Annotated in this window: 14 protein-coding genes; 3 read left to right on the top strand and 11 right to left on the bottom strand. The window is 63.2% G+C overall.

Translation table 11 applies throughout. The annotated features are described in order from the left end of the window. From BN1134_RS09895 to BN1134_RS09885, 3 genes are all read left to right on the top strand, one after another. Positions 1-461: ChaN family lipoprotein (locus tag BN1134_RS09895; RefSeq protein WP_042046951.1), on the top strand; the 461-nt coding region annotated here is incomplete at its 5' end. Between the two features lie 19 nt (positions 462-480). Further along, the gene (locus BN1134_RS09890) at positions 481-1,008 is read left to right on the top strand and encodes an isochorismatase family protein (protein WP_042046950.1); all 528 of its coding nucleotides are present in this window, start codon (positions 481-483) and stop codon (positions 1,006-1,008) included. 13 nt (positions 1,009-1,021) lie between these two features. Beyond that, positions 1,022-1,426, top strand: coding sequence for a hypothetical protein (locus tag BN1134_RS09885; RefSeq protein ID WP_042046949.1), 405 nt, complete (start codon positions 1,022-1,024; stop codon positions 1,424-1,426). A gap of 89 nt (positions 1,427-1,515) precedes the next feature. Here the strand turns inward: BN1134_RS09885 and dmpE are convergent, their stop codons facing one another. From dmpE to antA, 11 genes are all read right to left on the bottom strand, one after another. Then, positions 1,516-2,301, bottom strand: a complete 786-nt coding sequence (gene dmpE, locus BN1134_RS09880) for a 2-oxopent-4-enoate hydratase (protein WP_042046947.1) — start codon at positions 2,299-2,301, stop codon at positions 1,516-1,518. Between the two features lie 11 nt (positions 2,302-2,312). Beyond that, complete coding sequence (locus BN1134_RS09875; protein ID WP_042046946.1) at positions 2,313-3,773, bottom strand: 2-hydroxymuconic semialdehyde dehydrogenase; 1,461 nt, start codon at positions 3,771-3,773, stop codon at positions 2,313-2,315. 53 nt (positions 3,774-3,826) lie between these two features. Continuing rightward, complete coding sequence (locus BN1134_RS09870) at positions 3,827-4,750, bottom strand: catechol 2,3-dioxygenase (protein ID WP_042046945.1); 924 nt, start codon at positions 4,748-4,750, stop codon at positions 3,827-3,829. A gap of 11 nt (positions 4,751-4,761) precedes the next feature. Continuing rightward, positions 4,762-5,097: a 2Fe-2S iron-sulfur cluster binding domain-containing protein gene (locus BN1134_RS09865; RefSeq protein WP_042046942.1), complete on the bottom strand. Its 336-nt coding sequence runs from the start codon at positions 5,095-5,097 to the stop codon at positions 4,762-4,764. A gap of 117 nt (positions 5,098-5,214) precedes the next feature. Beyond that, entirely contained in the window at positions 5,215-5,406 is a 192-nt protein-coding gene (locus BN1134_RS09860) for a 2-hydroxymuconate tautomerase (RefSeq protein WP_042046940.1), read from the bottom strand. Positions 5,407-5,421: 15 nt separating this feature from the next. Then, positions 5,422-6,213: a 2-oxo-3-hexenedioate decarboxylase gene (gene dmpH / locus BN1134_RS09855; protein ID WP_042046938.1), complete on the bottom strand. Its 792-nt coding sequence runs from the start codon at positions 6,211-6,213 to the stop codon at positions 5,422-5,424. 36 nt (positions 6,214-6,249) lie between these two features. Further along, positions 6,250-7,272 carry a 4-hydroxy-2-oxovalerate aldolase gene (gene dmpG, locus BN1134_RS09850; RefSeq protein WP_042046937.1) on the bottom strand — a complete coding sequence of 341 codons (1,023 nt, stop codon included), beginning with the start codon at positions 7,270-7,272 and terminating at the stop codon, positions 6,250-6,252. Between the two features lie 4 nt (positions 7,273-7,276). Further along, positions 7,277-8,185, bottom strand: coding sequence for an acetaldehyde dehydrogenase (acetylating) (locus BN1134_RS09845; protein ID WP_042046936.1), 909 nt, complete (start codon positions 8,183-8,185; stop codon positions 7,277-7,279). A gap of 86 nt (positions 8,186-8,271) precedes the next feature. Next, positions 8,272-9,279 (bottom strand): anthranilate 1,2-dioxygenase electron transfer component AntC, encoded by a 1,008-nt coding sequence (gene antC, locus BN1134_RS09840; RefSeq protein ID WP_042046935.1) that lies wholly within the window; start codon positions 9,277-9,279, stop codon positions 8,272-8,274. A gap of 13 nt (positions 9,280-9,292) precedes the next feature. Further along, positions 9,293-9,778: an anthranilate 1,2-dioxygenase small subunit gene (gene antB / locus BN1134_RS09835; protein ID WP_042046934.1), complete on the bottom strand. Its 486-nt coding sequence runs from the start codon at positions 9,776-9,778 to the stop codon at positions 9,293-9,295. A 4-nt stretch (positions 9,779-9,782) separates the two neighbouring features. Continuing rightward, on the bottom strand, positions 9,783-11,165 hold the full coding sequence (gene antA / locus BN1134_RS09830; RefSeq protein ID WP_042046933.1) for an anthranilate 1,2-dioxygenase large subunit: 1,383 nt from the start codon (positions 11,163-11,165) through the stop codon (positions 9,783-9,785). Between the last annotated feature and the right edge of the window lie 239 nt (positions 11,166-11,404).

The raw sequence follows: 11,404 nt of genomic DNA, 5'->3' as shown, positions 1-11,404 counted from the left end.
AGCTCCCCCCTTCCCGCCGTGCCCAACTGGCCCGCACCCTGACCCTGAAAGAAGATGACTACCAGCGCGCCTTCATGGCCTCGCAGCACCATGGTGATCGGGATGCCAATGCACGCCGCTTCGCCGCTCAGACCGCCTGGGATGACACCATGGCCGAGAGCATGGTGGCATTTTTGGCCCGCCATCCGGGCCGGCGCCTCATGCACATCGCCGGCAACTTCCACGTACAGGGCGGGCTGGGGCTGGCCAGCCGCATCGCGGCGCGCAATCCGGCCCTCACGCTGGCACTGATCACCCCGGTCACCGGCGCCAAGATGGCCCCCTCCGGCCGCCCCGCCGATGTCGAGGTCCACGTCGCGCCGCTGCCCGAGCGCTGGAAAAGTCGTGAAGAGATGAAGCAGGACATGGCATCATTGCAGGGCGCCCGCGCGCGCGACTGCCGCCGCTGGCTGCAACCCTGAACGACCGAGGAGAGAGAGCATGGATGTATTGCTGGTGATCGACATGCAGCGAGGGCTGTTTGAGCAGCCGCGCCGCAACGATAAACAGGTGATCGGGAACATCAACCGCCTAGCCCGCTCGGTGCGGGCGCAGGCGGGGCACGTGCTCTATGTGCAGCACGATGGCCTGCCGGGCGAGGAGATCGCCGTGGGCACGCCGGGTTGGGCACTGCATCCGGATCTGGAGGTGGACGAGGCCGACGGTCACCTGCGCAAGAGCGCCTGCGACAGCTTTCTTGGCACCGATCTGGCGGCCCGCCTGCGCATCCTGGCCCCCCGCCGTCTGCTCATCACCGGCTGCGCCACCGACTTTTGCGTCGATACCACCTTGCGCAGCGCCGCCGCCCTCGGCTTCAATGTGGTGGCCGTGAGCGATGCCCACACCACGGCCGACCGCCCCCACTTCAGTGCCGAGCAGATCATCGACCACCACCACTGGATGTGGCAGGGGTTGATCCTGCCCGCCGGTAAACATGTTACCCTGCTGCCCACAGATCAGCTCGTCTGAACGGAGTCCGCCCTTGCGTCTGTTACTGCTGTTGTCCCCTGCCCTGCTGCTGACCGCCTGCGCCTCCCTGCCGGGGTTGCCCGGTGGTCAGAGTGAGCCGCCCGCCCTCTTCACCACCCACATCAACGAGGAGGGGAGCAAGCGCTTCGTGTTCGAGTCGGCGCCACTGGAGCGCCGCCCCGGTCTCTCGCGCTCGGACGACGAGGGACAACTGCAACGCCCGCGCAAGAGCCTGCTGGAGACCCGCGAGGCGCTGCAAGAAGACCGCATCGCCGGCTGGCTCACCGACAAGCAGTACTGCCGCGAGGGGTTCATCGTGCTCTCGCGCACCTCGTGGAAGGTGCGTGGCGAATGCAATGAGACCGCCACCGACGCCGACCGCCGCGCGTTTCCCAACCGCATCGGCGGCAACGAATAACAAAACGGGCAGCCAAGGCTGCCCGCTCTTCCCATGACGGGCGCCCAGAGTGCGCGCCCCGGCCATGGCATGACCACGGCGCGCAGGTGTCAGGTAAAGCGCACCGAAGCACTGCCCATCCCCCCCACCGAGACGGTCATGAAATCCCCCGCCTTAACAGGCTCCAGCGGCACCAGGGCCCCCGACAGGATCACTTCACCGGCCTTGAGGGCGATGCCCTGCTCACCGAGGGTGTTGGCCAGCCAGGCCACGCAGTTGAGTGGATTGCCCAGCGCGGCCGCACCGGCGCCGGTGCTGATCACGGCGCCATTTTTCTCCACCACCATGCCGCAGGTCGCCAGATCGACCCGGCGCGGTGACACGGCGCGATCCCCCAGCAGGAACAGGCCGCTGGAGGCGTTGTCGGCCACCGTGTCCTGGATCGCTATCTTCCAGTCGTGGATCCGGGAATCCACCACCTCAAAGCAGGGGATGAGGCACTCGGTCGCGGCCAGCACATCGGCGGCCGTGATGCCGGGGCCCAGCAGATCCCGCTTCAGGATGAAGGCAATCTCCCCCTCTGCCCGTGGCTGGATCAGGGTCGAGCTGACCGGCATCTCGGCCCCCTGGCTGTAGACCATGGCGTTGGTCAGAAAGCCAAAGTCCGGCTGCCCCACCTTCAGCATGTTCTGCACCGCCTTGGAGGTGAGACCAATCTTCTTGCCGATGACCCGCTCCCCGTCCTGCTCACGGCGTTGCAGCATGTGCAAGGAGATCTGATAGGCATCGGCCAGGGTGATGTCGGGGAACCGCTCGGTCAGCGGGGCCACCGTCTCCCGCTGGCGCAGAGCCATGTAAAGCTCGTCACCACAGGCGCGGATCTGTTCACTGTGCATCTCGTCCTCCCTTACAGCTTGATGCAGATGTTTTTGAGCTCGGTATAGAACTCCAGCCCGTGGACGCCCCCCTCACGGCCGATGCCGGAGTGCTTCATCCCGCCAAACGCAGCCCGCAGGTCGCGCAGGAACCAGCTGTTGATCCAGACGGTACCGGCCTCGATCTGCTCGGCCACCCGCAGGGCGCGCGAGCCGTTCTCGGTCCACACCGAGGCGGCCAGCCCGTAGGGGGTATCGTTGGCCAGCGCGATCACCTCCTCCTCGCTGTCGAAGGGGCGCAGGTGGCAGCAGGGGCCGAAGATCTCCTCGCGCACCACGCGGGCGTCATCCGCCAGCCCAGTCCAGATGGTCGGCTCAATCCAGGCGCCGCCGCTGAGGGCCTCGCCCATGTCGGGAACACCGCCGCCGATCTCGACCTTGGCCCCCTCCTGACGCGCCAGCTCGTAGTAGCTCAGCACCTTGTCCCTGTGCTGATGGCTGACCAGGGGGCCGAAGTTGGCCTGCGCGTCCTCCGGTCTGCCCGGCTTGAGCCGCGCCACCTCCTCTTTCATCCGCGCCAGGAAGCGCTCGAACAGGGGACGCTCGACATAGACTCGCTCCGTGCCCAGGCAGACCTGACCGCAGTTGACAAAGGCCGAGCGCATGGTGCCCTCCACCGCCTTCTCCAGATCGCAGTCAGCAAAGACGATGGCGGCGTTCTTGCCACCGCACTCCAGCGAGATGTTGCGCAGCCCCACCGAGGCCGCCTGCATGATGATCTCGCCGGTGCGGGTCTCACCGGTAAAGGTGATCGCATCGACCAGCGGATGGGTCGTGAGAAACTCCCCGGCCGAATTGGGCCCGAAGCCGTGCACCACGTTGAACACCCCGGCGGGGACGCCGCACTCGTTCATCACCTCCCCGAGCAGGGTAGTGGTGGCCGGCGTATCTTCCGATGGTTTGACCACGACCGTGTTGCCACAGGCCAGCGCCGGCCCCACCTTCCAGGTCATCAGCAGCAGGGGCAGGTTCCAGGGGCAGACCACGGCGATGACCCCCTTGGGGGTGCGCTGACCCACGTTGATGGCGCCGCGCCCATCCGGCGTATCGAGGCGAAATCCCTCGGTCGACTGGTTGTTCAGGGTCTCGGAGAAGGCCTTGAAGTTGGCCGCCCCGCGCGGGATGTCGATGTGGCTGGCCAGCGAGCGCGGCTTGCCGGTGTCGCGGCACTCCGCCTCAAGAAACTCCTCGAAACGCTCGTTGATCCGATCGGCCACCCGGTTGAGCAGGGCGATGCGCTGGGCCTGGGTAAACTGCCCCCACGGCCCCTTCAGCGCCGCCTTGGCGGCCTTGACCGCGGCGTCCACCTCACGTTGGCCCGCCTCATGCACATAGCCAATCAGGCTGTTGTCGACCGGGCAGCGATTCTCGAAACGCCGATCTTCACTGGAGCCGACATACTCGCCATTAATGAAATTCTTGAACTCTTGCATCGTCTGTTCTCACCTCTGTCTAAAAAGAGCCGCTCTCCCCTGCCACTGCACAATCAGGTCACCACGGTCAGGAAGCGCTCGTTCAGTTTGCGGTCGTGATAGAAGATCGCCTTGCCCAGTTTGTCGGCATCCCAGGTGATGGGCGGATGATCCGGGTAGAAGGTATCGCCGCCGCTGTAGACCTCGTTGCGGTTGCCGGAGGGATCGAAGAAGTAGATGGTCTGACCGTGGGTGATGCCGTGCCGGGTCGGCCCGATATCGATGGCGGTGTTGGTCATCGTCAGCAAATCGCCGGCCTTGAGCACCTGCTCCCACGACTCCAGCAGGAACGAGACGTGGTGCAGCTTGTCTTTCTCCGTGTGACGGATGAAGGCGATGTCGTGGGCCTTCATGGAGACCGTCAAGAACTGCGCCACCCGGGTGCCATCCTCGGCCATGACCTGCTCGCACAGATCAAAGCCCAGCACCTCCTGGAAGAGGCGGTAGGTGTTGTCAAGGTCATCCCCGTAGAGCAGGCAGTGATCCAGGCGCTGAGCCTGCATCCCTTGCAAACCCCGTGGCCAGGCTTCCGGGTTGTGGTTGCCCACCCCGTAGCGCCCCGTCTGCTCCTTGGTGGCATACAGCTCGAAGGTGTGGCCCGTCGGGGCAACAAAGCTCAGACGGCGACCACATCCCTTGAGATCCCCGGCCGGGATCTCGGTCACCTTGACCCCGTACGCCTGTAGATCCTGATGCAGGGCGTCGAGGGTCTTCTCATCGAGCACCTTGAAGGCCATGAAATCCATGCCCGGCGTGCTGTCTTCGCGCAGCACCAAGGAGAAGTGATCCACCTCGGTCCAGCCCTTGAGATAGACCCGTCCCTGTGAGTCCTGATCGGTTTCAATCAATCCCATCAGATCCCGATAGTGGGCGATGGCATCCTGCATGTTCATGACGCGCAGCTGCACGTGACCCGGACGCATGACTCCCTTTTTCATATCGACTCTCCTTATTCCTGATTGACGCAGTACTGGCGAAGCGGATTCATCGCGACCACTCCAGCCAGTTCGATCTCCATGTCACTCTCCGGTATGACCTGACACGCCAGGGCATAGCCGGCCCCGGCCTGCTCGGCCGACACATGGCGGCGGCTCATGTGTCCACGCCAGAAGCAACCATTCACCACCCTGATGCGGCACAAACCACATCCCCCCCGGCAGCAGCCAACGGGAATGGGGGATACGCCGCCTCGCTCAGCCCCGGCCAGCAGGCTCTCTCCCTGCCGCACCACAAAACGGGCCTCGCTCCCTTCCAGACCCCGGATCTTGACGATATAGCCGCCCATACACACACCTCCTGGAGTGTCACTCCATTGACCACCATGACGCTCTAGCAGGCAGACCCCTCCCCCGCCACCGGTTGCCAGGTAGCGCCGCCATGACCACGAAGAGGGGTAAAAGGGTCAGCGACCCCTGCGCTTGGCCGACTGTCCGCCGATACCAAAATGTTGTTTGGGTAGCTCGTAGATGAGTACCCGCACCGACTCCTGCGGCGCTCCGATGGCCCGCTCCAGCGCCTGGATGATCTCGCTGATGACGGCCTCTTTCTGCTCGTCGGAGCGACCTTCCATCATGCTGACTTCAACGATTGGCATCCTCTGCTCTCCCGGTTAGACGAAACGACCGCTGACGGTGCCCAGTCCCTGATAGCGGACCACGAAGTTGTCCCCCTTGTTGACCTGCACCGCCGCCGTGATGGCCCCGACCATGATGAAGCTGCCGGCCGGGATCACCTCGCCGCGCTCGGCCAGCATGTTGGCCAGCAGGGCCACCGAAGCGGCGGGATGGCCCAGTACCGCAGCGCCGGCACCGGTCTGCACCACCTGACCGTTGATCTCCATCACCACCCCGAGGTTCTTCAGATCCAGCCCCTCGACATCCGCCATGGTGCCCCCCGCCACGAAACGGCTGGAGGAGGAGTTGTCGGCAATCACGCTCTTGAGATCGAAGCGAAAATCCAGGTAACGCGAGTCGATCACCTCGACCGCCGGCATCACGAAGTCGGTGGCTCGCAACACATCACCGATGTGGCAGCCGGGGCCGCGCAGCTCCTGCTTGGTCACGAAGGCCAGCTCGGCCTCGATCTTGGGGTGGATCAGCGCATCAAACGCGATCTCACCCCCATCCGGCACGCTGTAGGTGTCGACCAGAAAGCCATAGCAGGGGTGCTCGACCCCCATCTGGGCCATCTTGGCCCAGGAGGTCAGCCCCATCTTCATGCCCACCACCTTGTGGCCGCGCGCCTCCTTGCGGCGGCGGATCGCCCACTGGATGTCGAAGGCATCCCGGTAACTCATCTGCGGGTAGTCGTCGGTGATCTTGGTGACTTCACGCCGCTCCAGCTCGGCCTGCTCTAGGTGGGCGGCCAGCTGTTCAATCTGCTCAGTGTTCAAGTGGTTCATCTGTGATCCTTACGATTTCCGTCGGCCCTTGGCCGCTCAACGCGCCGCTCTGGCCATGGTCAGCGCCAGGTCTTCAATCATGTCCTCCTGCCCGCCGACGGTGCCGCGCCGCCCCAGCTCGACCAGGATGTCGCGCGCCGACACGCCGTACTTCTGCTCGGCGCGCTTGGCAAACAAGAGGAAGGAGGAGTAGACCCCGGCATAGCCCAGGGTCAGGGCATCCCGATCCATCCGAATCGGCTGATCCATCATGGGCACCACCCGATCCTCGGCCACGTCCATGATCCGGTAGAGATCGACGCCGCTCGGGGTCCCCATGCGCTCGAGCACGGCGCACAGCACCTCCAGCGGCGTGTTGCCGGCCCCCGCCCCCAGCCCGGCCACCGAGCCGTCGATCCGGCTGGCGCCGCACTCGATGGCCACCAGCGAGTTGGCGATCGCCATCCCCAGGTTGTGGTGGCCATGAAAGCCCAGCTCGATCTCCGCCGGCAGCTCGGCGCGCAGCAGCCGAAAACGCTCGGCCACATCGCCAGGCAGCATGTAACCCGCCGAGTCGGTGCAATAGATGCAGTTGGCCCCATAGCTCACCATGAGCCGCGCCTGCTCCAGCAGGGTCTGCGGGCTGGCCATGTGCGCCATCATCAAAAAGCCCACCGTGTCGAGCCCCAGCTTGGCGGCCATGCCGATGTGCTGCTCCGACACGTCGGCCTCGGTGCAGTGGGTCGCCACCCGCACCGTGCTGATCCCGCAATCGACAGCCATGCGCAGGTGATCGACCGTGCCGATCCCCGGCAGCAGCAGGGCCGAAATCTTGGCCTGCTTCATGCGCGGCACCACCGCCTTGAGGTACTCCTCGTCGCTGTGGGCCGGGAAGCCGTAGTTGAGGGACGCCCCCCCCAGCCCATCGCCATGGGTCACCTCGATCAGCGGCACGCCGGCCTCATCCAGGCCGGTCGCGACCGACACCACCTGCTCGAGGGAGAGCTGATGCCGTTTGGCGTGCATGCCGTCACGCAGGCTCATGTCATGCAGCCGCACGACCTTGTGCTGTTGTTCCATCTCGTTATCCTCGCGCTGGCAGTGTGATGGTGTGGCTGGCGATCTCCATGGCCAGCATCTCGGCGGTATGCAGTGCCGCCGCCGTCATGATGTCCAGGTTGCCGGCATAGGTGGGCAGGAAGTCCCCCAGCCCGGCCACCTCCAGGAACAGCGAGACCTTGCGGCCATCGAAGACCGGGCCGTTGACCAGGGTGTAGCCGGGTACGTAGCGACGCACCTGCTCGACCATCTCCAGCACCGAGCGGGTGATGGCCGCCTGATCCGGCTCCTCATCGAGCAGGCAGTGCACGGTGTCGCGCATCATTAAGGGGGGCTCGGCCGGGTTGATGATGATGATGGCCTTGCCCTCGCGGGCCCCGCCCACCTGCTCGACGGCCTTGGCCGTGGTACGGGTGAACTCGTCGATGTTCTTGCGGGTGCCTGGCCCGACCGAGCGGGAGGAGACGGTGGCAATGATTTCGCCATAGGCCACCGGCTGCACCCGCGAGACCGCCGCCACCATGGGGATGGTGGCCTGTCCGCCACAGGTGACCATGTTGACGTTCATGGCCAGCTGGGCCGCATGTTGCTTGAGGTTGACCGGGGGCACACAGAAGGGGCCGATGGCGGCCGGGGTCAGGTCGATCATGACCACTCCCAGCTCGTTGAGCTTGATGCTGTTCTCGGCATGGGCATAGGCCGACGTGGCATCGAATGCGATCCGGATGTCGTCCTCCAGCACATGGGGCAGCAGGCCATCGACCCCGCTGTCGCTCACCTTGATCCCCATCTCACGGGCGCGCTGCAACCCCTCGGAGAGGGGATCGATGCCGACCATCCAGACTGGCTCGATCCATTCGGAGCGCTGCATCTTCATCAGCAGATCCGTGCCTATGTTGCCCGGCCCTATGATGGCGGCCTTGAGTTTTGTCATTGTTCACGTCTCCAATCCTGTTGGATGTCAGGTAATACACGCCCAACCCAACGCCCATGGCGTCAGGGAGTCATCACCTTGCTCAGTTAGCTGGATACAAATTTTTCGAAATAGAGGTGATGCTCGGCGACCGGATGACTGGCCAGCCACTGCTGGGTCGCCTCTATCATGGGCGGCGGGCCACACAGGTAGGCATCGAAGGGGGTATCGAGAAAACCGGGGTCAAACAGATCGCACACCACCCCTTGGCGCCCCTGCCACTGAGCGGAAGGCGCCATGACGATCACCTGATAGTCAAAATCGGGCAGGCGCTGCTTGTACTCCTCCAGCCGCGCCAGCTCGCACAGATCCCCCTCCTTGGTCACGCCATAGCACAGGCGTATCGGGTAGCGGGCCCCTTGCTGCTCCAGGCGATCCAGCATGCTGAGAAACGCCGAGAGGCCAGTGCCCCCCGCCACCATCAGCAGCGGCCGGGTCACTTCCCGCAGGTAGAAGGCGCCGAAAGGGGCATCCAGTGCGATGGGGTCCCCCGGCTGGGCACGCTGGCGCAGGTAGTCGCTCATGGCCCCGCTGGGCAGCAGGCGGATCAGAAAACGGATCTGCCCTTTGACCACCTCACCATTGGCAAAGGAGTAGGCGCGCCAGCTGTCGCTGCCCGGCACCTGGAGGCGGGCATACTGACCCGGCAGGAAGCGCAGGTGTTCGGCCCCCTCCAGGGTGACATCCAGCGTCACCACCGAATCGGAAACCAGATCCACGGCGCTGACCACCCCTTGGTAGCGTTGCGGTGAGACGCTGCACAGGGCCGCGTCCACATCGAAATAGAAGGAAGCGGCCGAACGCAGGCGGGTCTGACAGGCCAGCACATGGCCGGCCTGCAGTTCCTCACGGGTTAGCGCTTCATCATCCACGTAGTCGAGATCCACCTCGCCCGACTCACAGTGGCAGCGACAGGTTGCACAGACACCCTCGCGGCAATCGACCGGCAGCGTGACGCCCTGGCGCAGAGCAGCATCGATCAGCAACTCGTTCTCATTCACCCGGATGAAGCGGGTGTTGCCGTCACGAAATACGATCGCAGCAGAATATGACATGACACCCCATCCGTTAGACGTGATAGAAATCGAGCACCGCGTTGATCTTGTCGTTGAACAGGATCGACTGCTTGTAAGTGATGAGCCAGCTCCCCTGCTCTTGGCGCAGGCGGTAGTGGGCCACCCCGAAGAAGCTGCTCGCCTCGCCAAAGCGGTAGTAGTGGGTCACCCAGTTCACCTTGGCCTGCACCTCACCGCCCTCCAGCTCGGTCAGCCGCACGTTGTTGATCAGGTGCAGGGTGCGCGGCATCGGATTGGAAGCCGCGGATTTGCCGGTGCGGATCCGAAAGACCCGATCCTCGAGCCCGCCCCGGTTGGGGTAGTACATCAGCGACATCTCGGTCTTGGGGTCCTGGGTGTAGCGGTGCTCGCTGTCCCACTGGGGGATATGCAACTCGCAATCAGGGGCGAACTGCGCCACATAGCGATCCCAATCCTGCTCATCGCAGTAACCGGAAAGCTGATAGAAGAACTGTTCCAAATCGTGTTGGAGCGCCATGGTGTTATGCCTCCTGCTTCATCTTTTGCTGCAAACCGTCGAGCATGGTTTGCTGCCACGCCTGGTGCTGATTCACATAGAGCCCCTCGTGGGTGCACTCGATGCCCGTGATCACCGGCTTAATGCCGAGGATCCGGCTGTTGTGCGTCTCCCCTCGCTGCCACTGGTGGTAACCACGCGAGATGTCGCTCCAGGGTGAAAGCCGCGCCTCGAAGCCGCGCTGGGATTCGCGAAACTCCACCAGATCGTCCGGGGTGCCCATGCCGGAGACGTTGAAGAAGTCTTCGAACTGGCGAATGCGGTTCTCCCTGTCCTGCGCCGACTCCCCCTTGACCCCCAGGCAGAGGCTGATCACTTCGGTCTTGTCCCAGGCCACAGGGCGGATGATCCGCAACTGGGAGCTGATCTGATCCATGAAGAACAGGCTGGGGTAGATATTGAGGTTACGCAGCCGGTGCATGGCCCACTGCGCCCACTCTTCGGTGTGGCGCTCGCGCAGGCGCGGCATGACGGTGTGATAACCGGGACGCACTTCAGGGTTGGGCATGTCGCTAAACAGCACGCTGTGCCCGTACGGGAATGAGAACCAGCCATCGTCGGTGTTCTTGTCACCGGCCCCCAGCTTGCTGTAGTCGAGGGTGGCATTGACCTGATCGGGTTTGTGCGAGTCGATCTCGCGGCGATGCTGCACCGTGCTGACGTAGTTAAAGTGCACCGTGCTGACGTGATAACCATCCAGCCCGTTCTCGGTTTGCAGCTTCCAGTTGCCGTCGAAGGTATAGGTGGACTGCCCAGGCAACACCTCCAACTCTTCGGTCGCCGACTGCTCCACCATCATGTCCAGGAACAGGCGGGTATCGCCCAGGTAATCTTCCAGGCTCAGGGTCGATGCCTGATCCAGATTGATGAAGACAAAACCCCGGTAGCTGGCGATGCGTGCCTTTCTCAGGCCGCGGCACTCCCGATCGAAGTCGGGGGCATACTCCTCACTCGCCTTGACCTTGGCCAGACGGCCGTCTGACTTGTAGGCCCAGGCGTGGAACGGGCAGGTAAAGGTGGACTGATTGCCCTTGCACACCCGGGTCAGGGTGGCGCCTCTGTGCTGGCAGGTATTGGCCAGCGCATGCAGCTCACCCCGGCTGTCGCGGGTGATGATCATCGGCTGGCGGCCAGCCTGCATGGTGATGAAGTCGTTCGGATTGGCAATCTGACTTTCATGACAGGCAAAAATCCACTGCTTTTCGAAAATCAGCTCCATCTCCAGATCGAACAACGCCGGCTCCGTGAAAATATCCCGAGCGACACGGAAAATGCCTTCGTCGGGCCGAAAATCCAGGCTCTGCTGAACGTATTGCTGCCACTGAGCCAAATCCCTTTGGGTTCCCATGTTTCGTTTCCCTCCTAAGCACAGTTGTGCAAGTGGGCCAAGGATAGCCAGCGAACAAATCCGAACACTATTCACTTCCTGCACAATCGATAGCCACTTCTTGTTATCTTTTCGTTAACCAACACAAGTCACAACTTTGCGCAAAATAAATACAGACAAAAATAATAACGATAAAAAACAGCAATGTATGATTTTCACACACCAATTGTGTTGTTTTATTTTTGTTAATGTGGCGTCTT

This window comes from Aeromonas simiae (assembly GCF_000820125.1).
Taxonomy (GTDB): Bacteria; Pseudomonadota; Gammaproteobacteria; order Enterobacterales; family Aeromonadaceae; genus Aeromonas; species Aeromonas simiae.
This window is presented reverse-complemented; position numbering and strand designations above follow the sequence as displayed.